The organism is Clostridium sp. DMHC 10 (assembly GCF_001270375.1).
In the GTDB taxonomy this organism is placed as follows: Bacteria; Bacillota; Clostridia; order Clostridiales; family Clostridiaceae; genus Clostridium_S; species Clostridium_S guangxiense.
Window position 1 is genome coordinate 802,922 of the sequence record NZ_LGVB01000015.1, and the last position, 24,849, is coordinate 827,770.

Annotated in this window: 24 protein-coding genes and 1 CRISPR repeat array (1 of these 25 running past the window's edge); of the genes, 23 read left to right on the plus strand and 1 reads right to left on the minus strand. The window is 29.5% G+C overall.

Annotated features, from left to right (window positions below; all coding sequences use genetic code 11):
* Window positions 1-196: 196 nt before the first annotated feature.
* The 23 genes from AGR56_RS05755 to AGR56_RS20720 all read left to right on the plus strand — a co-directional run bounded on the left by AGR56_RS05755 (window position 197) and on the right by AGR56_RS20720 (window position 22,087).
* On the plus strand, window positions 197-1,606 hold the full coding sequence (locus tag AGR56_RS05755; RefSeq protein WP_053241470.1) for an amino acid permease: 1,410 nt from the start codon (window positions 197-199) through the stop codon (window positions 1,604-1,606).
* Window positions 1,607-1,673: 67 nt separating this feature from the next.
* On the plus strand, window positions 1,674-1,850 hold the full coding sequence (locus AGR56_RS05760; RefSeq protein ID WP_053241471.1) for an aspartyl-phosphate phosphatase Spo0E family protein: 177 nt from the start codon (window positions 1,674-1,676) through the stop codon (window positions 1,848-1,850).
* A 274-nt stretch (window positions 1,851-2,124) separates the two neighbouring features.
* On the plus strand, window positions 2,125-3,210 hold the full coding sequence (locus AGR56_RS05765) for a hypothetical protein (RefSeq protein WP_053241472.1): 1,086 nt from the start codon (window positions 2,125-2,127) through the stop codon (window positions 3,208-3,210).
* Between the two features lie 11 nt (window positions 3,211-3,221).
* Window positions 3,222-3,818: a hypothetical protein gene (locus AGR56_RS21450; protein WP_242851333.1), complete on the plus strand. Its 597-nt coding sequence runs from the start codon at window positions 3,222-3,224 to the stop codon at window positions 3,816-3,818.
* Window positions 3,819-3,844: 26 nt separating this feature from the next.
* Window positions 3,845-4,411, plus strand: coding sequence for a hypothetical protein (locus AGR56_RS21455; RefSeq protein ID WP_242851334.1), 567 nt, complete (start codon window positions 3,845-3,847; stop codon window positions 4,409-4,411).
* A gap of 11 nt (window positions 4,412-4,422) precedes the next feature.
* Complete coding sequence (locus AGR56_RS05775) at window positions 4,423-4,677, plus strand: hypothetical protein (protein ID WP_157055681.1); 255 nt, start codon at window positions 4,423-4,425, stop codon at window positions 4,675-4,677.
* Entirely contained in the window at window positions 4,643-5,317 is a 675-nt protein-coding gene (locus tag AGR56_RS05780; RefSeq protein WP_053241474.1) for a hypothetical protein, read from the plus strand. Before AGR56_RS05775 ends, AGR56_RS05780 begins: the two co-directional genes overlap by 35 nt.
* A gap of 21 nt (window positions 5,318-5,338) precedes the next feature.
* Entirely contained in the window at window positions 5,339-6,715 is a 1,377-nt protein-coding gene (locus tag AGR56_RS05785) for a hypothetical protein (protein WP_053241475.1), read from the plus strand.
* 101 nt (window positions 6,716-6,816) lie between these two features.
* Window positions 6,817-7,116, plus strand: coding sequence for a hypothetical protein (locus AGR56_RS05790; protein ID WP_053241476.1), 300 nt, complete (start codon window positions 6,817-6,819; stop codon window positions 7,114-7,116).
* Window positions 7,113-8,039: a hypothetical protein gene (locus AGR56_RS05795; protein WP_053241477.1), complete on the plus strand. Its 927-nt coding sequence runs from the start codon at window positions 7,113-7,115 to the stop codon at window positions 8,037-8,039. Before AGR56_RS05790 ends, AGR56_RS05795 begins: the two co-directional genes overlap by 4 nt.
* 249 nt (window positions 8,040-8,288) lie before the next feature.
* On the plus strand, window positions 8,289-10,019 hold the full coding sequence (locus AGR56_RS05800; protein WP_053243286.1) for a vWA domain-containing protein: 1,731 nt from the start codon (window positions 8,289-8,291) through the stop codon (window positions 10,017-10,019).
* 216 nt (window positions 10,020-10,235) lie between these two features.
* Window positions 10,236-12,500: a tubulin-like doman-containing protein gene (locus AGR56_RS05805; protein ID WP_242851335.1), complete on the plus strand. Its 2,265-nt coding sequence runs from the start codon at window positions 10,236-10,238 to the stop codon at window positions 12,498-12,500.
* Window positions 12,497-13,642, plus strand: coding sequence for a hypothetical protein (locus AGR56_RS21460; RefSeq protein ID WP_242851336.1), 1,146 nt, complete (start codon window positions 12,497-12,499; stop codon window positions 13,640-13,642). The genes AGR56_RS05805 and AGR56_RS21460 overlap by 4 nt, the downstream gene beginning before the upstream one ends.
* A 214-nt stretch (window positions 13,643-13,856) precedes the next feature.
* On the plus strand, window positions 13,857-14,138 hold the full coding sequence (locus AGR56_RS05810; protein WP_053241478.1) for a hypothetical protein: 282 nt from the start codon (window positions 13,857-13,859) through the stop codon (window positions 14,136-14,138).
* A gap of 65 nt (window positions 14,139-14,203) precedes the next feature.
* The gene (locus tag AGR56_RS05815; protein ID WP_198149945.1) at window positions 14,204-16,168 is read left to right on the plus strand and encodes a hypothetical protein; all 1,965 of its coding nucleotides are present in this window, start codon (window positions 14,204-14,206) and stop codon (window positions 16,166-16,168) included.
* 15 nt (window positions 16,169-16,183) lie between these two features.
* A complete protein-coding gene (locus AGR56_RS05820; protein WP_053241480.1) occupies window positions 16,184-17,470 on the plus strand; it encodes a vWA domain-containing protein in 1,287 nt (428 codons plus the stop codon).
* Between the two features lie 210 nt (window positions 17,471-17,680).
* Window positions 17,681-18,319: a hypothetical protein gene (locus AGR56_RS05825; RefSeq protein WP_053241481.1), complete on the plus strand. Its 639-nt coding sequence runs from the start codon at window positions 17,681-17,683 to the stop codon at window positions 18,317-18,319.
* Between the two features lie 11 nt (window positions 18,320-18,330).
* Entirely contained in the window at window positions 18,331-18,468 is a 138-nt protein-coding gene (locus tag AGR56_RS20085; protein WP_157055682.1) for a hypothetical protein, read from the plus strand.
* Window positions 18,458-19,540 (plus strand): hypothetical protein, encoded by a 1,083-nt coding sequence (locus AGR56_RS05830; protein WP_053241482.1) that lies wholly within the window; start codon window positions 18,458-18,460, stop codon window positions 19,538-19,540. Before AGR56_RS20085 ends, AGR56_RS05830 begins: the two co-directional genes overlap by 11 nt.
* A 64-nt stretch (window positions 19,541-19,604) precedes the next feature.
* On the plus strand, window positions 19,605-20,903 hold the full coding sequence (locus tag AGR56_RS05835; protein WP_053241483.1) for a hypothetical protein: 1,299 nt from the start codon (window positions 19,605-19,607) through the stop codon (window positions 20,901-20,903).
* Entirely contained in the window at window positions 20,884-21,561 is a 678-nt protein-coding gene (locus AGR56_RS05840) for a hypothetical protein (protein WP_157055683.1), read from the plus strand. Before AGR56_RS05835 ends, AGR56_RS05840 begins: the two co-directional genes overlap by 20 nt.
* 36 nt (window positions 21,562-21,597) lie before the next feature.
* Window positions 21,598-21,762, plus strand: a complete 165-nt coding sequence (locus AGR56_RS20090; protein WP_157055684.1) for a hypothetical protein — start codon at window positions 21,598-21,600, stop codon at window positions 21,760-21,762.
* Window positions 21,763-21,835: 73 nt separating this feature from the next.
* Window positions 21,836-22,087 carry a YARHG domain-containing protein gene (locus AGR56_RS20720; protein WP_278279680.1) on the plus strand — a complete coding sequence of 84 codons (252 nt, stop codon included), beginning with the start codon at window positions 21,836-21,838 and terminating at the stop codon, window positions 22,085-22,087.
* 395 nt (window positions 22,088-22,482) lie between these two features.
* Here the strand turns inward: AGR56_RS20720 and AGR56_RS05850 are convergent, their stop codons facing one another.
* Window positions 22,483-22,722 carry a hypothetical protein gene (locus AGR56_RS05850; RefSeq protein WP_053241486.1) on the minus strand — a complete coding sequence of 80 codons (240 nt, stop codon included), beginning with the start codon at window positions 22,720-22,722 and terminating at the stop codon, window positions 22,483-22,485.
* 461 nt (window positions 22,723-23,183) lie between these two features.
* Window positions 23,184-24,849: direct repeats of the CRISPR family, unit length 30 nt; unit sequence GTTGAACCTTAACATAGGATGTATTTAAAT (it continues 2,222 nt past the right edge of the window).

A 24,849-nucleotide genomic window follows, 5' to 3' on the forward strand; every position in this document is an offset into this window, starting at 1 on the left:
ATTTTGGCTTAATTGTAAATTAAATACAAATTATAACGTTATTGACTATTGTACAGGTTTATACTAAAATGTAATAAAAAATAATAATATGTTATATAAAAAATAAAAAATATATTAAATTTCTAAAATTACAATATAAGTATTGAATAAATATATGTTGTGGTTTTGAAAATCTTTAAGTTAGGGGGAGACATCTTTGGAAATATTCAGAAAAAAAACAGTGTCTAATTTTAGGAGTGATGCCAATAAAAGTGCGCTTAAGAAAAGACTTACCAGTTTTGATCTTGCTGCAGTTGGCATAGGTTGTGTTGTTGGAACAGGAATATTCGTTGCAACAGGTCAAGGAGCGAAAATTGCAGGCCCAGCAGTTATAATTTCTTTTTTAGTAGCAGCAATAACCAGTGGATTATGTTCACTTACGTATTCAGAACTTACTTCTATGTTCCCGGTTTCTGGAAGCACATACTCATATTCGTACATTGCATTTGGAGAAATTGTAGCGTGGATAATAGGTTGGGATTTAATGCTTGAGTATTTAGTAGCTGCAGCAGCGGTAGCGTCTGCTTGGTCCGGAACTTTTGTTGGAATACTTAGTAACTTTGGAATAAAGCTTCCAAATGCTATTATTAAAACTCCAATGCTTGGAGGAATTGTAGACTTGCCAGCTGTTTTAATAACTTTGGCAGTAACTTTACTTTTATATAAGGGTGTTTCAGAAAGTGCAAAGGTAAACAATCTAATAGTGGGATTAAAGATAGTCATAATACTGTTGTTTGTGTTTTTTGGAATGACTCATATAAAAGTGGTAAATTATCATCCTTTTGCACCTTATGGAGTAAGCGGTGTAATGTCGGCTGCGTCCATAATATTTTTCTCATTTATAGGTTTTGATGCTATAGCAACTGCGGTAGAAGAAACTAAAAAGCCAGAAAGAGATGTTCCAAGAGGTATTATGATATGTTTCGGTGTAGTAGTAGTTTTGTACATGTCTGTTGCTTTAGTACTCACAGGTATAATACCGTTTAATAAGATTGATATAAACAATGCGCTTCCAGGAGCTCTTTCTTATATCGGAATAAGTTGGGGATCTGCTCTTGTTGGAGTTGGTGCGGTAATAGGAATGATTTCTACTCTTTTAGTTGTTTTGTACGGACAAGTTAGAATTTTTATGGTTATGTCAAGAGATGGACTTTTACCTAAGGTTTTTTCTCATGTGAATGAAAAACATGGTACTCCTGGTTTATGTACAGTAATTACTGGAGTGTTAATTTGCGTTCTTGCTGGTGTTGTTCCTCTTAATATAATAATGGAACTTTGTAATATAGGTACATTATTTGCGTTTATACTAGTGTCTTTAGGAATCATGGTTTTAAGGAAGACTATGCCAGATATAGAAAGAAAATTTAAATGTCCTGGGGTTCCATTTACGTCTATTCTTACAATAATTTTCTGCGTTTATTTGATGCTGGGTTTAAAACCTGCTACGTGGTTAAGATTTATAATTTGGCTTGTATTAGGTTTAGTTATATATTTTTTATATGGGGTTAAACATAGTATCATTAGAAATAATAAGGCTAATGGTGAAAATATATCAAATGATATTTAAATAAGTATATGTTTTAAATAAATATTTTGTATGCCTCTGGATAGAATAGTATTTAGAGGTGAATGATATGTCGGAAATAGAAGATTTATTAAAAGATATAGAAATATTGGGGGGCCAACTGGAAAAACTAATCGAAGAACATGAAGGAAATTTAATAGATCCTGAAGTGGTAGCAGCAAGCAAGATTTTAAATGGAGCGCTAAACCAGTATAATAAACTTATACAAGATAAAATAAAAAAATGAGCATGCAGCAAAGTTAGCTTTATTTGAAATGAAATGGATAAAAGTGCTTTAAATCATAGGAGTTAGTGATTTAAAGCACTTTTTATATAAGTAAACCTAAAAAATTCATGCTAATTAAATTAATATACGTATTTATTAAAAATTAAAGAAAATTTAATAAATTAATGTTGTCAAAGTGCCTGTTTTATCTAATTCTAAAACTATGATAAAGTAGACAACCAATCCGAATGAAATTATAATTAAAAACATAGTGTATTGATTTGAGGTGAATTTATTGCAGTGCGAAAATAAAGAAAAGATAATTAGCGAATTGAGAGATGAAATAGAGGTAGTTTTATCTGTAAAAGATGAAATTACGCAAGACGAAATAAATAACTTTAAAGAGGAATTTCCTATGATTACGGAAGAGGAAATAAGAAAGGAAATTTCAAAACTTACAAAAGATGAAAAATATATACAAAAGTGTTCGGAAGAAACAGATGATGTTAAGAAATATAAAATTAAAGAAAATAGCGGAAATCAAGAAGATACTAGTCTTAATGATACAATAAGAATTGACAGAAATAAAATAAAAGATGCCATTTTAAAGCTTAAAAATGAAGAAAGCTATAATAATAAAGATACTGAAATTGATGAGGATATTAAAATTAAAGAAATAAAGGAGTTAAATGAAGTCCCATATGGTGTAAAAGAAGTGGAATATATTGAGCCTGGCAGGTTACCTGAAAATATAAAAGTAATAAGAGGAGAGGTTAAGTACAATCACCTTTCAATAGACTGGGATTGGCCTTATGGTGTCCACAGGGTAATGATTTTATATAGGAATGATAAATTTCCAGCAAAGGTTGATGATAGTAGTGCCGTAAAAATAGCAGTAGAAAAAAATTGCGGAGAAGCTATAGGTCAGTTTACAATTCATAAGATAAAAGATGAAAGTTATTATTTTTGTGTTTTCCCTATTATTGAAACTGATGGTGAAATAACCTACCTTGAAGGCAAGAAAAGACTTATTGTAAGTAAAGCTCCAAATGAAATTTTCTACACCTTAAATGTTAAAAAAAGATTGTTTGGCGGTATTAAGACCATAAGTATAATATTTTCGACTTCAGTTGAAGAAGCTAATATGCCACCTACAGTACTTATTGATAAAAAGGGGAATATTCCTGTTTTAAAGTCTGACGGAGAAGAAATTTATAAGTTTGATTATATTAAATTAAGTAAGGATGAGTCTGTAGAGGTTGAATTACCAGTTAACATAATAAAGAAAAATACGTATATTAAATTGTTTTTAGATGATGAAAGAAATAGCTCTATGTTTAGAATAATACCACCGGAAAAAAAAGAATTATATTTTAAATAGGAAGTGAATTTATGAATTTCAGTAAGAAAGACTATTATATATGCCCATTTTGTTTTACAAAACATGCTTTAAATGAAGTTGGCTTCGTATGTAAAAACGATAAATATAATAAAGATGGACAAATATGTGCAAATGCTAAAGATAATAAGATAATGCTTTACGGGGAAAGTGAAGTTAAAGAAATTCCAAAATCCATGTATTGTGATGAATGTGGTGAAATATCAAATACAAAAGTATGCCCAACTTGTGGGTCTGAACTTCCATATACAATTGGTGAGTATGAGGATTTAGTTTTTGCTGTAATAGGAGCTAAGGAGGCTGGAAAAAGCCATTATATAGCAGTATTAATAGATAAAATAATGAACGAAATGGGTGCAGCTTTTGATTGCAGTCTTCAAGCAATAGATGATGCAACTATAAAAAGATATAGAAATGATTTTTACTATCCTGTATTTAGAAAAAACGAGCTTATAAAAATAACGCGTTCAGCCAAAGCAGATGAAAGTGTAAGCAAGCCTTTATTGTATACTCTTTCTTTTAGAGAAAAAAATAAGTTTGCAAGATTGATTAAGGGAAACAGCGTAAAAAAAAAAAAGTTGTTACTATAGCATTTTTTGATACGGCGGGTGAGGATTTGAATGAAGAAGATACTATGAAAACTGTTAATAAGTATATATACAATTCTTCTGGAATTATTTTTCTTTTAGATCCTCTTCAGCTTCCCGAGGTAAGAGAAAAGATGCCAAATGAAATGAAGCTTCCAGAACAAAATATAGAAATAGAAGACTTACTTTCAAGAACAGCAAATTTAATAAGAAAAGCAAATGATATAAGCTTAGAGAAAACCATAGATATACCAGTTGCCGTTGCATTTTCTAAAATTGATGCTTTGGAAGAGATAATAGGAAAATCATGCTGCATTAATTACCCTAGTAAGCATGTAGAAGAAGGAAAATTTGATATAGCAGATTTTGAGGATGTAAATGACACTATGGAGGCTCTAGTAAACGAATGGGGAGGAGCTAACTTTACAAATCAGTTAAGTGCTAACTTTAAAGATTATGCATACTTTGGACTTACGGCACTTGGATGTAATCCAGAAAGTAATAAAATATTAAAATTAAGACCTCATAGAGTAGAAGATCCTTTTCTATGGCTGCTTTGGAAACACAAACTCATAAAGGCTGAAAAAAGGAAGTGATCTTCTTGCCTATGAAGATATATCAATTGTATTATACATCTTGTAAAAAAGGGCTTACTTCTGGAATGGGGTTCCAAACATATTCTATGTCTGAAGGAATTACCGAAGAAGAAAGGCAAGAAATAGAAAAACACTGTAATTACATTCAACCAAGTAGCCTCCCTAGCAATCCAACGGAAGAAGAAATAAAAGAGCTTTTCCCAATAGCTTTTTCATTTTTTAAATTAAAAAATGAAAAAATCATGTGTTTGCAAAATAAAATATAAAGGAAAAGATTACTCTGGAAGGTTTGGAAATTATTTTTGCCATGTGCTTATATGGGATAAGGGGGAGCTGCCTTTTTACCCTATTGAAATTTATAATTCAAAAGTTTTTAAAGATGAACTTACAAAGGAAGAGGAGAATGCAGACTGTATAAAACCACTTCCAATATTAAATTATATTTCAAGAGAAGATTTTATAACTCCTCTCGATATTGAAAAATTTTTAAAGGGAACTTCTGCAAAAAAGAGAACTAAGTGTTTAAAGGATTTAATTGATGGTGTTATTGATGCTAAAGAAAGTGATAAGAAAATTATTTTTTTAGATGATGTTAAAAATCTTCATATGTGGATTGCAGCAGTAACTATGGTATTGCCAGTTTCTATGGCAAACAGCATAACGTTCAATACTTATAGTTTTGATTCTTTTACTAATAGTGAATTCTTATGTGGAAGTTTAGATGAAAATTTGGAAGTTAAATTAAATACTTCAAATAAAAATTATAAATTTAATATGTTTAATTTTAAAGTGGGAGATAACAGTGAAATAGAATTAAAAACTAAATTTGCGAAACAAGCTGGACTAGAATACACAATAATAAAAGATTATAGAGAAGCGATCATAAATTTTATTGAACTTTTTTAATTACAAAAAATAGATTTAAATATGGATAATTGCGTTAATCTATTTAGCATAATAAATAATGGACTTCAAAAGGTAAATGATGAGGATGCGGTAAATGCCATAGATTTTGCAAATAAATATGGCAGTGAGAATGCGCTTGAGAAAATCATGAGCACAATTAATGCTGAGGCTTTAAACAAAATAACTACAAATTTAAATCTCAAAATGGCAGAAGTTATTTTTAAGTTCTTATTTAGAATATCAAAAATGACTAAAAAGCATGAATATGTTGATAAGGCTTATGAATTTTTTTTTGATTCAATTCATTTTATGGTAGTAGACGGTGAAAATGTAAGTGTAGAAGATATAATAAGGCTTTATGAGGACATAAGAAGTTATAACGAAGATAATCTTAAAAATTTTGTTTCAAAATCAGCTTATGGCGATAGACTAAGAAATATTGCTGTTTATCTTGAAGGTGGAGCAGCAAGGCATGCTCAATTTTATTTTTGCAGTATAATTGGAGATTTTATGACTCTTGGAAAGGAAAATAAATCTCCAGTACCATGGAAATACTTTGGAGAAAATATGAATTTTAAAAAATTTATAGTTATGTGTGTTAAAGTACTCATAGGGGACAAGAATAAATTTAGCTACATACTTAGATATATCCATGATTATGCAGAGTATTTCTCCAATATAGTGAACATAGCTTATGAAGTTTGCCAATCGAGAGATAAATATATTAACATAATTTCAAGCTATAGTGAAATTTTATCTGAGATTTCTTATTATAAAGCAGCTGAGATAATTAAAAAGACTCTCGAAAAAGAATACGGTGCAAATATATTAATACTTTCATTTAAATATAAAATTATGAGTACAAGTGATAAGGTTAATTATTTTAACAGTTATTGTACTAATATATTTGATGAAAATATAGATTATAGGGATAAGTATTTTTCTAAGGTATTAGAAATGCTTATTTGTGATTTTACTAAAGTTGATTTTAATATGAGCTTTTATGAAACACTTACTAAATACATTGAACCAAGAAAGCTTGAAAAAAGCTTGGATAAAAAAATTGCAGAAAAGTTAGTTTGCCAGTTTCAAGATTTAGTTTCAATTAAGGTTCCAGAGGAAAATGAAAGAGATATTATAGCTGAGATTAATAATATAAAGTGTTTATACAATATAAATGTTAGTCCCAATATTTCGGAAATGATTGAATGTGTGGAGCTACTCTATGATGATAGAATGTTTGTAGAGGATTTTCTGTGCAACAACGATATTTTTAATTTTGATGGCATTAGTAAAGAAAAATATGAAGATTTTTTGAATTTAATGTTTAAAATGGTATGCCCTAAGTTAAATGATATTTTTGTCACATATGAAAATGAAAAAAATATTTATGTATGACAAATATATGGTTGTATATTTTAATAATTACATTAGAGCTATTGAGGAACTTTTTTGATTTAAAGGGGAGCAATAAAATTTATTTGGATTTTGTTTGCTTTATGATAAAAAATCAAGGTTTGTTTTCTAAAAATCAATTTAAAGACATAGAAAAAAATATAATTAGTAATGTGAGCAGGGGAGATATAACTCATATTGAAGATTATGATAAATACATTCAAAAACTATTGAAAATACAACAAAAGGCGAGGAAACAAGGGAAGTACGGAAAGTATGGCAGGAAATTTACAAAGCATCAAAGCAAAACATACAGGGAAAGTCGATTTTTAATAAGATACAAAGAATATACAAGAAATAAAACTCTGTGTTTTTTAATATATAATTGGAGGGGGATAAGGTGATTGCCGTAATTAAGGAATTTTTTATTGTGGCACTGTTATTTGGATTAATTAAAGTTATTATGATTATGTGTAAGCCACTTGATAAAATTATATCTTCTATAATTTTAAATATAGGTAAATGTATACTCTATGTAGTTACAGCAATAATTATTTTACCCAAAAGGATAACAGGTAAAGCCAGTGAAAATGCAAGTAAAAATAAGGATATACCTTTCAGTAAAATATTAACTAAATTTTTTAAGAGTGCAGCTGCTGAGCTTGTAAAACTTATTGGAAGGATATACATGTACAATAAAGTTAATTATAATATATGTCCTAAATGTTTTACAAAATACAGTGAACCTAGATACGTGTGTCCTAAATGTGGAACTGTATATCACAGCCTTGAACCTAGTATTAATGGCATACTTAATATAGAATGCAGCTGTGGATATAAAATACCTGTGACTGCTTTTGGAAAACGAAAATTAAAAATACTTTGCCCTACATGTGGAAATGAAAATCAACTTTCTGAAGTTCCTTCCTCTGTTATTGTAGTAACAGGAGGGGAAGGAAGTGGCAAGAGCACTTTCCTTGAAAATAGCAGCTTGAAAAAAAGAGTAAATGGTACGAAAGAAAATTTTTATGAAACAATAATTGAGAATGAAAAAGGCAAAGAACAACAGATTATAGTGGTTGAAACAAAGGGTATGGATTTTGCAAGCAGTGAAAGTTTAAGGAAATACAGGTATTATGAGTATAACAGTGGTTTTATATTTATAATTGATCCCTTTGCTGCAGCAAATGCAAATGCATTAAATAAGCCAAGTTATATGTTAAGTGATGTATTGGATACAATTATTTTAAATCTTCAAAGAAATTATAATTTTAGACCTGGGGAAATGATAGAAAAACCAACTGCATTTGTTTTAACAAAAAAGTGATATGCTCAGCAATATCGATATTAAAAAAAGGTGTTGAAAAGTTTCTTATAGAAAACGGAGAAGAAATGTTTATAAATAAGATATATAATAATTTTACAAACTACAAATTTTTTTTGAAACAAGGTTAGATAATAATACTATAGAAATAATTAAGTGGATCACAAGAAATATGTAATAAATTATTAAGAATTTTGACACAAAAAGTATGATATAGTTTAGATATAATTAGTTCTGGAGGGTTTTATGAAAATGTCGTTAAAAAAAGGTTATAAGCTGCTTTTAGTTATGCTAATAGTTATAATACAAGCTTTATACATACCAGAAGTTTATGCAGAAGGTACTTCACATTCAAATTTGGACACTGTGTTTTTACTTGATTCCAGTGGATCAATGAAAGAAAGTGACCCTGAAGAAATCAGAACAGAGGCTATTAAAATGTTTCTAGATATGAGTGAGGATTCTGGAAATAAATTTGGACTTGTAGCTTATTCTGATAATATCGTTAGAGAGCATAGCTTGGATGCTGTGAATTCAAAAGCTGATAAAGAAAACATTAAGAATATGACAAGTGGAATACAACTTGGACAAAAAACAGATACAGGCTTGGGGCTTAAAGAAGCTGTAAGTTTGATGAATAATGGACATGAAAGTGGACACAGACCAGTTATAATACTTTTGTCTGATGGAAAAAATGATCCGGAGAGAAGTAAAGCTGATTCAGAAAAAGATTTAAATAGTTCTATAGAAACAGCTAAAAGTAAGGGGTACAAAATATACACAATAGGACTTAATTATGATGGTACTGTGGATAAAGGTCAGCTTTCAAATATATCCGAGAGTACTGGTGGTAAAAGCTATATAACAAATACCGCAGCAGATTTACCTAAGATACTTACTGATATATATGCTGATAACTCAAAAGTAAAGGTTCAAGATGGTGGTGGAGTAACTGCAAATGGAGCTTTTCAAGATGTTAAGATAAGCATTCCTAACTCAGATGTAGCAGAGGCAAATATATCAATGCTTTCCAGTAAGCCTTTGGAAGTTAAGCTTGTTGATAATAAAGGTAAAGGAGTGGCACTTCCATCACAAAAGGCCTATTTATCAACATCAAAAAAGTATACACTGCTTAAGCTCATAAAACCAGAAAAGGGTGATTGGACGCTTAAAGTGAAGGGCATAAGTGGAGATAATATAAAAGTAAGTTTTATATACAATTATGATTTAACAGTAGGTACAAGCATAAATCCAACTTCAATAAATAAAGGTGACAGTGTTAATGTTTCTGCCTATCTTATGAGTAGTGGACAAAAGGTATCTGATAAAAGTGTATATAATGGCGTAAATGCAAAGCTTATAGTTAAAAATTTAAAGGATAATGATGCAAAGGAAATTGACTTGACTAAGAATTCAAATGATTTTACAGGAAAATATAAGTTTGACAGCGAAGGAAATTATGAAGTTAACGTTAAGCTTGATGGAAATAGCTTTTTTAGAGAAAGCAGTCCAGTAAAAATAACTGTGAAAAACGGTACAGCAGTAGGTTCTAAGAAATCAAATACCGTAAAGATAATTATAATAATTGTAGCAGCTTTAATTGCTTTGCTTTTAGCTTTATTTATAATAAAATCAATTAAAAAGAATATAAGAAAAGGCTTTGGACGAGTTATGCTGGAGGTAAGAGATGAAAGCACTGGTGAAGTAATGTCTCCTAAATACAAGCTTCTCGAAGGCTATACCGGCAAGTTTAGTTTATATGAAGTTTTAAGCTTAAAAGAAGAATTTTCCGAGACAGAAAACCTATATTTTAGATTTGGCAATGAATGCTTAATATTAGATAATAAATCTGAGTGCATTGTAAAAAAATCAGGAAGAAATGTTGAAAAGGGAGAAAATACAGAAATATTAAATGGAGATAGAATAGTTGTTTGTTTAAATAAAGTTGAAAAAAGTGTTTCGATGGAATTTTACACAGACTAGAAAACAAAGTACAGAGTACAAAGTACAAAGTACAAAGAAGGAGGATTTGCCTTCCTTGTGTCAGGCAAATCTTTAAATTTATAGATTCACTTTTGGTGAAAGGTAGGTTTGGGCGATAGCCCATTAAGTTATAAAATTTTTCGGCGATAGCAGAAAATTAACATTCATTGTACTCTGTACTTTGTACTTTGTACTTTGAACAAAGGAGTGTTTATAGTGAATGGTAAAGTAAGAGAACAAATAAGAGAATTTGATGTTATGACTGGCGGCGGTATTATAAGTGACAAAATCCGTATAGACAAGATAGATAATCCTGTACTTATTATTGGTATAGGTGGAACAGGAATAGATGCCCTTTTAAGAGTAAAGTATCAAATAAACAGGAGATTTAATCTTCCAGAGGACGAAATAACAAAGGTGAGAAAGGAAAAACCAAATGGGGTTGAATTCCTTGCTTTTGAAACCAATGCATATGAAAAAAATAAAAACTTTAGAGGAATAGGACTTGACCCTCAAAGTGAATTAGTGCTTTTATCAAATGCTCAAATAGGTTCTATATTAAATGACAGAGAAATCCTTGATGACTGCATAAAAGAATGGCTTTCACCTGAACTTAGCATATCAGACGGTATGCAGGGAGCAAACGGAAATAGGCAGGCAGGTAGACTTCTTTTATTTACAAAGATAAATGAAGTTGTTGAAAGCATAAGAAAGAAAATATGGAATGTAATGCAAAACACCAACGAAAAACTTGAAGTATTTATACTTACAGGTATATCAGGAGGAACAGGAAGCGGAAGCTTTATTGATATTGCATATTTAGTAAGAGGACTCATACAAGAAAAGTTTGGAGATCAGGGAATAGACAAGGTAAATGTACTTGGATATTTATTTACTCCAGATGTAAATTTGTCTAAAAACCCAGAAATAAATGCTAGAAGCTACATAATAAAAAATGGTTATGCTGCACTTAAAGAAGTGGACTATTTAATGAACATACCTGAAAGAGGAGATAGGTTTGTACAAAATTATAAAAACTTTAAAGTGGATTCTCCTTCAGCACCTTTTGACGTTTGTCATTTAATATCTGCTACAAATAAGCAGGGAAAGATACTTGAAAATGGCTACGAGTATTCTATGAATGTTACAGCAGAAATAATAACAAACTTTATATCAAATGAACAGAGAGAATCTGGACAAGAATTTGCAATACACGATTGGCTAAGCAATGTGCCAACACTTATAAATCAAATGCCAAAGCCATATAAAGCAAATTATAAATACGTTATAATAGGAGCTTCTGCAGCAGTGCTTCCTATTGAGGAAATAACAACTTATCTTGGCTGCAGACTTTTTGATAAGATGAACAAGATGTTTGAAAAGTCTCCTACAGAGCAGGAAGTTGACCAGTTTATAAAAATTGTTAAGCTTGACGCAGATTCTATAGAAGCTAGATTTGAAAAAGAATTGTTTGGAAAGAAGCCATTATCAGGTTACGCAAACAGAGAAAAATTTAATTTTGACAATGTAATAAAAAAGCAGTCAATTAATGTAGATGATGAACTTTCAGCATATTTGAGAGAAGCAATTGATGAGTATGCTAAGGTAAATTATCAGTATCCAGGTGAAATGTCAAAAATTATAAGAGAAAATATAGATAGAATGTTCAAGGATGCAAATAAAGGACCATTTTATGCATCTAGAATGCTTTTTACAGATAAAGGCTTTAACGCTATAAAAACTGTTGAAGTTATAATTGAAGGTCTTGAAGATAAGAGAAGAAGTATGCCAGAATTAATTTCAGAGCTTAAAAATAGAGCAGAGGACAAGTTTGGGGAAGCAAGAAAGGCTCTTTTATCAAGAGAAACTAAGAAAAATGATTATATAAAAGCAAAAATAGAAGAATACAATGCAAGAGCTGATGAAGAAAAGCTTTCAAGAATGATAGATTTTTATCACAGAGTAATAGAAATAATAAGTCATGAAAACAATGTAATATACAATGTTTATACTGAAATACTTAATGAATTAAACAAGATATTTAAAGAAGATGCGGATATACTTGTAAAAGCTCATGAAGAAAATAATTTAGTTGGAGGAAAAACTTACTACTGGAATGTAATAGAGGTTCCAGATGTAGTTAAATCCATAGATGATATGGTTGACAGTCAAGATGCAGACGAGGTTATAAGAAGATTTACATCAACACTTTTAGAGGAATCACAAAAATGGATTGATGAACAGCAGGTTGATATAACAGGATCAATTTCAAAATTTGTTTCTGATCAATTTGAAAGCATAATAACAAAATCCATGGAAGAGTTTATAGTAATGAAATATGGTGAAGAAAAATCAATAGAGGACTTTGTTAGAAAGACTATAGCTCCTAAACTTGATGATGATGCAGTGCCTGTGTTCCAGCTTAATGATGCTGGCTCAAGCTTTACTTTCCCATCCTGGATATGGTTTCTGTGCCTATGAGAACATCAAGAATCAAGAAGGGTATAGAACAGTATAAAATGACATCAACTCACGGAAACCAAGTTAATGTAAGACAGAGCAAGGTTACAAATAGAATATTTTGGCTCAATACAGAGGTTGGAGTGCCACTTTATTCATATGCTCCAATAAAGCAATATGAACAGGAATATGAAAAGACAATACTTAAGCAAGATGGAATAGGAAGACACTTAGTTCAAAATAGGGACAACAACTGGGCATATCTACCATCACCTATACCAGAAGCTTCATGGGGAGTAACCTACGACAATGAAAGAGTGAGAAACCATAATAATGACATAAGAGAACTTTTTGACAAAGCAGTAAAATATGAATGCATAGTTATGACAGATTCTCAGTTAAGTTCAAAATACAAATGTGTAATAACTAAAGATTTTGATGTAAATAGTGTAATTAAAAAATATGAGCTTGGAATAGAAGAAGGAGAAACTCCGAGTATTGGTGAAATTAATAAGTGCTTAATGGAACTTAGAAAAATAATGAAAGAAAAGAGCCTTGAAAGGGTAGATTTTTCAGATAATCAAAAGTACTTTATATTTGACAGTAGAGATGAGGTATCCGCAAAAGAAAGCTTTTTAAGAACTCCAAGACTTATAAAATTAATAAAGGAAGAAGTACGCAAATATTCTTCAATAGAAGAAGAAATAAACAAACTGCAAGCTTATGTTGCAAAAATAAACAAGAAAACCAAGATAATAAATGACTTTTTACAGGCACTTTACACGGATACAATATGTAAAAAGGGAATAGTTTATATTTATGACAAGGATGAAAGTGAAAAAACAGATGTACCACCTTTCTTAAATATAATGAAGCAAAAGGAATACATTGAATTTTATATTTATAATAAATATAAAGAACTCGAAGAGAAAGAAATTAGCGTAATAAATGCGAAGGCGGAAAAGAGATTCAACGATCTTTCCATGGAAGAAAAAGGTCCGGATATAATCTACAAAAAGATAAGCGAAATGGTATCAAACTATAGCAAATATTTAAATGAACTTGAATACAGAAAATTCGAGTTTGAAAATGGAGACGAAATTTATAGTTTCTATTCTGTTATGCTTGATAAGGTTAAGGAACTTAAAAAGACGCTAGAATAACAGAGTACAAAGTACAGAGTACAGAGTACAGTGAATGAGGATTTATCTTCCTTACGTCAGATAAATCTTTGAACTTATAAAATCAGCTTTGCTGAGTAAAAATAGAGGTTTAGGCGTTAGCTCATTAAGTTGCAAAATTTTCTGCGATAGCAGAAAATTAACCATCACTGTACTCTGTACTCTGTCAATTGTCCTCTGAATAAAGGGTGATTTTATGGAAGAATTATTTGAAGAGTTTACGCATAAATATTCTAATGATATGGATAAAGAAGCACATAAGAGTGATGAGCAGAGAAGTGTTAGAAACCCCGTTCTTTTTGTATTCTTAGGAGATAAAGTTATTGAAGCCTCTAAAAAAATTTATTTACATATAACAAAGACTATAGATAACGGAGATGGAATTTTATTTTTTAATATATTTTCTGAAAAAAATTTGAAGGGAACAATGTATTTAATTTTAATATTCAATATGACAAAGAAGATTTTAAAAATTTAAGGAAAAACATATATGATAAATTGTATTGTGATGATGAAATATTAATCAATCTAAACAAAGAAATAGTGAAAATTAAAAATAAAATATTGGAACATGGGGAGGAATTTTCAAGCTTTGAAAAAATCAACATAGACGTTGTAACAAGGGCAGATGACGAACTTAATGTTTTAGTTCCAGAACTTACGATATTGATTAAAACAAAGCTTATGCAGCATTTTTTAATTACAGCGTGCGATTTATATACTCTTGTAGAAACTAAAATTCAAGATGAGAATGATGAATTTCATAGAGGAGCTTTGGCAGTAAGCTTCTTTAAAGAAATGAAAATTTTTCAAAGTAATAATTTTAATTATGAAAAAGAAATAGAAGTTTTCGATGGAAATAGAAAATTAGCTGTAAAATGGAGTAAGCAGATATTTGAGCTTGTTTATGTTTTAAGTGATGTTAATAAAAAGGGTATAGTTACTAAGAATAGTTTGGAAGAAAATTACAATATAATTTCATATATAAGTTTTATAAAAAATAGAAAGATAAATAGTGAAAGCTATTATGACATAAAGAATAAAATTTATGATGATAACATATTTAAAAGAAATATATCTGATGAAAGCGGGGAACTTACACTTGCTACAGCAGGACTGGCAGTTATAAAAAGACCAAACAGTGCTGTTTCAATGGCAGTACTTTCTTGCGTTTATGAAGATATGTTTAATACACTAAAGGATACTTCTGAAATAAAAGAAACAGATGTGCTTTTGAAGCTTAAATTGGATGAGGAAGCAGTTAATAAGGAAATAGAAAATCTTATACCAAGAGACAAAAGTGTAGAAGATATGATGGCAATTATGACTGTAAGCTCAAGAGTTGAAGGCGGTAGAGTAACTATTAAAGAAGCTGAAAGAGAACTATACGATGATATGTGCAAAAAGTTCTATGAAGCAAATTTTGAAAAATATGCAAGTAATAAATTAAGTGGTGTAAATTTTAGAAAAGAAATAAGTGAGGATATAGAAAAAATATCCAAAGATCCTACGCTTGGGGTGTATGCAGCATATTTATGTACTAAAGATGATGAAATAATAGATACGCTTAACGAAAGAATAAAAGAATATGAAATTTCTATAAAAAAGCTTCAGAGCGAAATTGATGAGATATATGAAAGTGAAATAAAAAGGCCCCCTTTTTTAAAAGCAGTGCTTGGAAAAGGCGAAATTACAAGAAATATAAAAAATCAGATATTTAATGGAGTATATCTTAGAAAAATAGAAATGCTTAAAATGCAGTTAAATTGTACTTATCTTAAGAATTGTATGGAGGAACTTTCAAATTTAAACACATTTTTTAGTAAATTGATAGAAAAATTAATTGTAACTAAAGAAAAAATCGATGGTTATACTCTAGAGCTTATAAAGGAAAATGATAACTATATAGGCCAAAATATAAGAGAATATTATGAAAGCATAGTAAAAGAAAAATTATCAAAGCTTAAAGAAAAGTTTGGAAAAAGATTTTATTTCAATCAAGAATTTGTAGGAAGCGTGTATGACGTAATTAAAACTGGAATAGATGAGATGCTATATAAGCTTCAAGATATATGTTTAAAATATATACTTACAGAAAATAAATTTTCAATGGCTTTTGAGGATGAGTTAAGTGAAAGAACCAATATATCAACTGCAGCTTACAATAGAGAAATATCAACTAAGGATGAAATATTTAAAAATTTATGCACTATACTTGAAAATAATTCTATTCCAAAGGCATTTATAATTGATTATAATGTTACAAAGTATGAGGAAAAGTATTTCTTTGGCGATTACAGCAGTGATTTTATAAAATATGTATATAATTTTGATAAGGAATCAAAAAGCTGTGAAATAGGATATATTCATGAGAGAAGGGCAACTGGAATTGAAAAACTTACTTTAATGGGAGGTTTTAAAATAAAGGATTTAATATATTATAAAAACTCCATTAAATATTATGAAGAGGCTTTAAAAGAAGGATATAAGCTTCATGGAGAAGTATAGATAAGGAGAAGTTTTATGAAATTAAAAATAAATTGGCTTATGGTTTTAATGAGTGCAATTGGTGGGGCAGTGGCTTTTGTAATTGGGGAAATACTTATGGATTCATTTAAGTACACAATGCCTCACAGTTTACTTATAGGCTTGTACTTTGGAATACTTTCTCTTTTAGTAGGATTAATGTGTTTATTGGCAGAAGTCATTCATCCAAGAATAAATGGACAGGAGTGGAGAAGGGATTATGTCAGCTTATCCTTTAAATTTTTAATTCCCTGTACTTTAGTAGTAACTTTTGCAGCGGGAACATTATTTCAATTTTTGTACGAGCTATCTTTTAAACAAAGTAATAAAATTATAAATGATGTTGTAGTTCTTATAGACACCTCTGGAAGTATGTCTAAAACAGATCCTAATAACGAAAGGTTTGATGCAGTAAATAACCTTTTAAATAGCATGAACAGTGGAAATAGGGCTGCGGTATACAAATTTGACGATCATGCAGCAAAGGTAAAAGAGATGTCCTATGTCACCAAAGCTGTTAAAGAAGATATAATAAATAAGCTTCAAGAGTATAGAAATCCATATGGAAATACAAATATGGGTGAAGCACTTAATATGGCTTATGACGAAATAACTAGGTCCAAAGAAAGTGGCAGAAATCCAATGGTTATAATGCTTTCCGATGGAGGAGACAATTATAATCTAGATAATAAGTTTGATAAAACAATGAAACCTTATAATGATAATGAAATACCAGTTTATACAGTTGGAATGTCGAGTGGTGATAATTTTTATATGCTTAAAAAGATAGCTAAGGCATCGGGTGGGGACTATTATAATGTAAAAGATGTTAAGGATATAAAAAATACTTTTGTTAAAATATATAGAGATAGACAAGAAAGAATTTTAAATGATAAAAGAAATGGAATTCGTGAAGGAAGCATATTTTATGGATTTTTAAGGGTTTTCTTTATAACTTTAATTGCAGTATTAATTTCCTCAGCTGTTAGTTTTGTTCTTGATAACAAATATCTCTTAAAAGGATTCATAATAGGAGGAATTGTTGCTGGAATAATTGCAGGGTTAATACTTGAAATTGGTTTTAACAATGTATCTTGGCATGGCACGATGTATAGATTTTTTGCAGATTTAGTAATAGCAGTTTTATTTACCTTATTTGCACGTGAGGCTTATGATGAAAAAGGCAGTGGAGAAAGAAAATCTTTTAGTAAAAAGAGAAGTGGAGAAGTAAATTTGCACAGCTTTGGAAAAGACAATAAAAATTCTAGACACAGCTTTAGCTAAAGCAGAGTAAAGAGTAGAGAGTAGAGTGAAGGAGGATTTATCTTCCTTGCATCGGATAAATCTTTGAACTTATAAATTCAGCTTTGATGTGAAGATATTGCAGGTTTTGGCGGCAGCACATTAGGTTTTAGATTTTCTGCGTTAGCAGAAAATCAACCTTCACTGTCCTCTGTACTTTGTACTCTGTTCTCTGAATACGGGGGTGATTTTTTGGAAATACGAGAATTAAATGCAGAGGATGGAAGGATAACGGATTTAAAAGCAGAGATTGATGAAAATATCCTAACACTAACGTGGAGGTGGCAGAGAAATTCTGATATTGTTTATATATTTAAGCAAAGAAACTCTAAAAATATAGACGAGATTAATATAAACGAAAAAAATGTAAAACTGTATACAAAGGATGAATACAGGGAATTCAATGGATATGTTGAAAAAATAAGAGATATAAATGAATATAAGTTTATTGTATTTCCAGCAAAAGAAGAAAAATTGGATGTAATTTTAATAAAACAATTAGATGAAGATAATCAAATTACAGTGTGTACAGGAAAACCTGAAATTATATATGACATTGCGGAGCATAAAAAATTATTTTCAAAAATGAAAAATGTTCAATTAATTATATTTGTAGATATACCAATAAGTAAAGATACACTTTGCTATGTTAAAAAGAAAGGTGCATATCCAACAGGCATCGATGATGGCTTAAAGTTTCAGTTCCCAGCTAATTTTCATGTTGGGAAAAATGAAATGCAGTCTTTTGAAATAGGTAAGGATGAATATATAAAAGTGTTTTTAAATGATGCCCAAAAAGGTGGAAGCAAATATATTTTGAAGCGAAGGTAAAGGTGATGTAAGTGGCTTTATTTAATAAAATATTTGGAGGGAAAGATAATAAGACTAAAATATCAAATGTAAATATGCGTAAGGGAACTTATGATATAATATGTCCATTTTGCTTTAAAAAAGTTCAAGTCAAACAATGTGGTTTTTAGAGCAGAGCACAGCGAAGAAGGCGATCCAGAATACGAAAAAACTGTGGATGAGGAGTTAAATAACTATAATCAAAAAATAGGCAAGTCATCTGTTCCAGAGCTTAATCCTATAATAAAGCCAGAAAGCCTTCCCAAAGGGAATATAAAAGTAGTTGATGGTGTTATTTTAGAGATTAAGGATAAATATGATGTGACAACAGATAAGAGATTGTGTCCATACTGTCATAATGAACTCCCAATAACTTCTGGAAGAGGGCCTACTAGCATAATATCTGTAGTAGGAGCATCTCAAGTTGGAAAGTCTGTTTATATGACATGTCTTCTTTATGTTTTAGAACATTATGTATCTGAGCGTTTTAATGGAGCTCTTATTGCAGGAAACTCGGAATATAATGAAGAAATAAAAGAAAATCAGCAGATAGTATTTGAATACAATAAGATGCTTGAACCAACGCCAAAAGAACACATAGATCCACTTATAGCAAATTTTAGATTTAAGGATGACACAAAACCTCCAATAACCTTTGCATTTTACGATGTTCCAGGAGAAGGAATGACAGATAAATCGTATATAGATAAACATGGGGAGCATATTAAAAATTCTAGTGGAATAATATTTTTAGTTGATCCACTTCAAATGAAAACCTTAAGAAAAAAATTAAATATTTTAAATAAAGAAGAACAAGGGGATTTTACTGCAAAATATCAAGAACCAAAGGATATTTTAGTTTATTTTTATGAAAATTTTATAGGAAAAGAAAGCGGGGCAGCAACAGATATACCAACGGCAGTGGTTGTCACGAAAACGGATATGCTTAAGAATTTAAATGATCCGGAGTACTTAAGTCCAAACAGCAATATATTTAAAAACTATAAGCATAGTATATATTTCGATTTAGATGAATTTGAAAATATAAATGGGGAAATGAAAAGATTTCTTGGTAAGGCTGATTCTCCATTTAAAGGAGCAATGGAAGCGTATTTTAGAAATACATCATATTTTGGAGTATCTGCTCTTGGAAGTAATCCTCAAAATCTTGAAATAAACATTAATAATACAATAAACCTTTGAGGGTAGAAGAACCATTTTTATGGCTTATGTACAAAATGAAATATATACCTGGAGGCAGTGAAAAATGATAAAACAACACTATTATACAAGGGAAAAACGTGGGATTTACAGTGATAATCCAGGCTATGATACAGTAGCAAAGAGCATGGGACTAAGTGATGAGTTTGTAAAGGAAGTGCTTCATAAATATTGCTTTTATGAAATTCCAGTAGAGCTTTTAAATGAAAGTAATTACGATAAATTTCCTAAGGCATTCACTGTATTTAATATTCCATCCGGTGAAATGATTATTGGAAGAACCTCTTTTGTACCAAAGGATTTTGAAGGAAAGAGGAGTACATTTTTTACTCATAATTATGTACTTGGAAGGAAGGAAAAAGAAGAATTTATAAAAAACCCTGATAAAATAATATATGTAGATGGTTTTAAAAATAGCTATAATATTGCATATGGTGGTGTTTTAGAGGATATTCGTAGTATTGAAATGGAAAGCATGGAAATGGGATTTTCATCATTTCAAGATTTACTTACAAAGCTTAAAATTGAGGAAAATACATTTAAAGAAATAGTAATGGCATGCTTTATTTCAGTGCTTCAAAACAGGAAAATATATATAATACTAGATGTAGATGTATCTATGCTTTCATTTTATGCAAAAGAGCTATTGAAGTTTATATATAGATCTCTTCCATATGCAGTTAGAGAGAAACTTGGCTTTATAACCTACACTAAAGATTATAAAAGTAGAGAATTCATACATATCGAATTTGTATCTAGGAGTGGGATAAAAAGTATTAATACAGATATAAATGCTGGTTATTTATTTGATTTTGTGAGAGACAGATTTTTGAAGGAAGGAATTAAAACTGAGCAGCATGAATATTTAGATTTTGTAGTGAGGAATATGAAGGATACTGAAAAAATCAACGATTTTATAGAGAAAGTTAGCAATTTTTGTCTTGATTCTCTCAATATAAATGAGTATGACGATTTCTGCAAAATACTTTTAACAAGTGAAGAAGAAGCGGCCTTTAGAAATGATGAAGAAGGCAAAATAAAATTATTTGAGAGTATAACGAAGAACGAAAAGCTTCTAGCGGAATTTATAAGAACAAATAAGCAAAATGAAAAAGTAAGTAAGAGCTTAAGGGAATATGCAAATTATTTAATAGAAAAATGTACTAACTTTGAAGAATATTTTCAAATTGTTGAGTTTTGTTTTATAATTTCATCGAAGTTCATTGGAATTTTAGCAGAAGAGCTTGAGGAAAAATCAGTAAAGCTTTTTTCACCTTCTATTTGTATGGCAAATGAGTTTGTATTTGCAGATGAAAAAAATTTCAATGCTAAAATACAAGCATAAAAATGAAGAACTTAAAAACTTTTTAAATGATATACTTGAAGGATTATTTACTATATTTATAAATACAGTACAACCTGAATTTATGAGTATATCATCAATAGAAAAAATTAATTTGTTACCACAAAATGTAGATAGTGAAAATTATGAAATTATAAGTGTACTTAAAAAAGTAGTAAATATTAAAAATTTTGATGATGCTGCATATGTGGGAGTAGCTATACAAGATTCAAAGTATAGAAATAAAATAGAAAAGGCTATAACAAGTGCATATAAAACATCAATAAACAATGAAAATTATTTGAAGATAACATGTGGATTTTTAAATAGTACCGGATGCGATATTAATGGAGTTATAAACTATGTATGGGAAAATGGTGAAATAAAGGAAGCAAGGGAATTTGTAATATGGCTTTGCAGCATGTATGAAAAGTTGTTTTCAAAACAGGCTGAACATGATCTTAAAAAAGCACTTTTAAATTATTTTGAAAACTTAGATCTACATTTCTTTCAAGATGCTGAAACTAGAGATAAGCTTATAAAAGAAAGCGAGAAAGGCATAAGGGCGTTTATAATTAGAGAAGATAAAAGTAAAGCAAAAGGAATTAGAAAATTAAAAATTACCTTAAGTAAAATTTTTCAACATAGCAAAGCGCACTGAACAAAGCTATAAATAAAAAAAAGTGGAGTTGGTATTGTGTCAAATTATGAAAAAATGAATAATTATATAAATTACCATAATGAAATAAAAGTAAAAAAATCTACTACAAAGCTTGTAGGTGCAGTTGCAGCTTTTATTATTATATTGATGATTTTTATTCATTTTAAAATACTAGCTGGTACATCTGCGAAAAAAAGTTGATAAATTAAACACAACAAATTCAAGCAAAACTGTAACAAAGGTTCACAAAACTTCGAAGAGCAGCAAATATATCCTGCAAGATAGTGATAAATATAAAGTGACGGATGTTCAGCTTAAAAAGCTTACAGGTTATGAGCTTATGATGGCAAGAAATGAGATATTTGCAAGACACGGATATGTTTTTAAAAAAGAGCCTTTTAAAAGTTATTTTGAAGCAAAAAGTTGGTATGCACCAAATCCAAGCTTTAAAGGATATGATTTACAGCTAAGCAGTGTAGAGAAATACAATATTAAACAGATATTAAAATACGAGAATATGAAATAGAATGTTTGCTTAATCTAAGGAACTTAATGTCTCTTTAGATTATTTGATGTTAGATACTATGAAATATTCTGAAAACAATAAAACATTATCCAATAGTATAATGGTACTAACGGGGAAAATTACAATTAAATCATATGATGGAAAATCAATTTATTTATTAAATTCAAGATACAGTTATGAAAAGTAAGCACTGTAAATTTGTAATGTCACGAAAAAAATTCTTGATTTTTGATTACAAAATCCTACAATATTAAATTTTCATATATAGTTGACAAAACATAAAATAAAGTTAGTTATAAAAGATTAACACGCAGCCTTCATGCAGTATTTTATATTGATATGTAAAGGTTGTGTGTTTTTATAATTGTTAAAAAAATTAATCAGTTACCGTTACTTCATATCAATACCTTTACTACTACGGCATCGACATTTTTTAAATCTTGAATCATAGCTTTTAATGTTTCTTCTTTGTCGCGAAAGTTTAAAGTTATAAGTCCATGCTCCCTTTCACCTGGGTCATGGGTTCCAAATCTAGAAATAATGCTATCACCGTATTTTGTTAGTATTTCTTGAACCTGTGGGGCAGACTTTGTTCTCTTATCAACAAGAATTCCAACTATACTTAATTTATCCAAAATGATTCATCCTCCTTCAATGTTGTATTATTATATCCAATTTTGGGTTTAATATTCATTTTGATACATCAAAATTCTTTGAAAAATCCAACACCTTTGAAGTTTTTAAAAGTAATGCTTAATGTTGTATGGCGTTTTAGTTTTAACTTAAAAAAGGAATTATAAAAAGAGAAGATAAAATAAAGTTATTTCAAAAAATACTATTTGATTTTGGAATAGGTACTAAAACTAATGTCGGATATGGAAGACTTGATGAAAATTACGACGGAGTTTAAATAAAAGAAATTTTCCAACCGCTAGAATAAATTAAAGTGTTTCAAAACATTGAATACCAATGCATTGAAGCGATTCTTATATGCTTTTTTAAAAAATGAAAATCGGTTGGAAAAATTTCTATGAAGTCCTTTATTAGCGCGGGCTAAAGGAGTATAATAAAAATAAAGAATGGCTTATTTACAGTGGTTGAACCTTAACATAGGATGTATTTAAATACTGACATATAAGCCAAACTTTTTTAGCACTTGCTTGTTGAACCTTAACATAGGATGTATTTAAATAGCTTTTAACTATAAAGCCACAGATAAAAAAAGTATGTTGAACCTTAACATAGGATGTATTTAAATTAAACAATACGTAACTCTACAGCATCTATTATATTGTTGAACCTTAACATAGGATGTATTTAAATTAATATTCACATCCTTTTATTATATAGTATATCCTTGTTGAACCTTAACATAGGATGTATTTAAATAAAAGAAGGACTTAAGTATTTTATACTTAACACCTAGTTGAACCTTAACATAGGATGTATTTAAATATAGAAAATGGTACTATTTCATTATCTACCTCAAAAGTTGAACCTTAACATAGGATGTATTTAAATTCCATAACTATAGCTGAGTCTTTTGGTTTAATTTTCGTTGAACCTTAACATAGGATGTATTTAAATATGTATTGAAATAGCAAACGAAAGGGACATGACTAGGTTGAACCTTAACATAGGATGTATTTAAATGTGTTTACATTAAATATGGCTGATTATATGTCTCGGTTGAACCTTAACATAGGATGTATTTAAATTTAGTAGTTTTAGACACTGAAAAAAGAAAATGCTTGTTGAACCTTAACATAGGATGTATTTAAATCAGACCAATACTAGCAGATTTAAGGGAAAGTGGAAGGTTGAACCTTAACATAGGATGTATTTAAATAATGAAAGAAAGTGTGGAAATGAACACTAAAACAGTTGAACCTTAACATAGGATGTATTTAAATAAAGTTTACAAGAAAGATTGCCGGATTTAGCAACTGGTTGAACCTTAACATAGGATGTATTTAAATGGTCTATGTGTATTTCCACCACTAAATCCTTCATCGTTGAACCTTAACATAGGATGTATTTAAATGAAGTAATTCATATAAGAAAAAAATATAGTGCAAATGTTGAACCTTAACATAGGATGTATTTAAATGACTTGGAAGAAAAAATAAAAGAAAAATTAGAAAGTTGAACCTTAACATAGGATGTATTTAAATATATACGTGGTATTTTTACTTCGTTTCTAATTATTTGTTGAACCTTAACATAGGATGTATTTAAATAAAGTTGTAAATAAAATAACTACATCTAATGACAAGTTGAACCTTAACATAGGATGTATTTAAATCTGTTTTGCCATCTGCTGTAGTAAAAGTTCCATTAGTTGAACCTTAACATAGGATGTATTTAAATAATACTGGTTGAAAATATGCCTCTATACCAAGTACAGTTGAACCTTAACATAGGATGTATTTAAATGTGTCTAATTTTTTATACATATCTTGAAAATACCCGGTTGAACCTTAACATAGGATGTATTTAAATTAAAAAACCACATTCTGGAAAACGACAAATAAAAAAGTTGAACCTTAACATAGGATGTATTTAAATGTAATTTTTATAGCTTGTTCTATTTTTGTTATTAAGTTGAACCTTAACATAGGATGTATTTAAATGACTTAGAAAGTGAGCAAGAAGACCCACAAGAAATTGTTGAACCTTAACATAGGATGTATTTAAATGCGACTCATTCAGAGAACCTTTTATTTTGTTTTTAAGTTGAACCTTAACATAGGATGTATTTA

Coding starts and splice junctions, on each gene's coding strand:
- AGR56_RS05760 (WP_053241471.1), top strand. CDS start 1,674: ATGTCGGAAATAGAAGATTTATTAAAAGATATAGAAATATTGGGGGGC.
- AGR56_RS21450 (WP_242851333.1), top strand. CDS start 3,222: ATGAATTTCAGTAAGAAAGACTATTATATATGCCCATTTTGTTTTACA.
- AGR56_RS05775 (WP_157055681.1), top strand. CDS start 4,423: ATGAAGATATATCAATTGTATTATACATCTTGTAAAAAAGGGCTTACT.
- AGR56_RS05780 (WP_053241474.1), top strand. CDS start 4,643: ATGAAAAAATCATGTGTTTGCAAAATAAAATATAAAGGAAAAGATTAC.
- AGR56_RS05785 (WP_053241475.1), top strand. CDS start 5,339: ATGGATAATTGCGTTAATCTATTTAGCATAATAAATAATGGACTTCAA.
- AGR56_RS05790 (WP_053241476.1), top strand. CDS start 6,817: ATGATAAAAAATCAAGGTTTGTTTTCTAAAAATCAATTTAAAGACATA.
- AGR56_RS05800 (WP_053243286.1), top strand. CDS start 8,289: ATGTCGTTAAAAAAAGGTTATAAGCTGCTTTTAGTTATGCTAATAGTT.
- AGR56_RS21460 (WP_242851336.1), top strand. CDS start 12,497: ATGAGAACATCAAGAATCAAGAAGGGTATAGAACAGTATAAAATGACA.
- AGR56_RS05810 (WP_053241478.1), top strand. CDS start 13,857: ATGGAAGAATTATTTGAAGAGTTTACGCATAAATATTCTAATGATATG.
- AGR56_RS05820 (WP_053241480.1), top strand. CDS start 16,184: ATGAAATTAAAAATAAATTGGCTTATGGTTTTAATGAGTGCAATTGGT.
- AGR56_RS05835 (WP_053241483.1), top strand. CDS start 19,605: ATGATAAAACAACACTATTATACAAGGGAAAAACGTGGGATTTACAGT.
- AGR56_RS05840 (WP_157055683.1), top strand. CDS start 20,884: ATGCTAAAATACAAGCATAAAAATGAAGAACTTAAAAACTTTTTAAAT.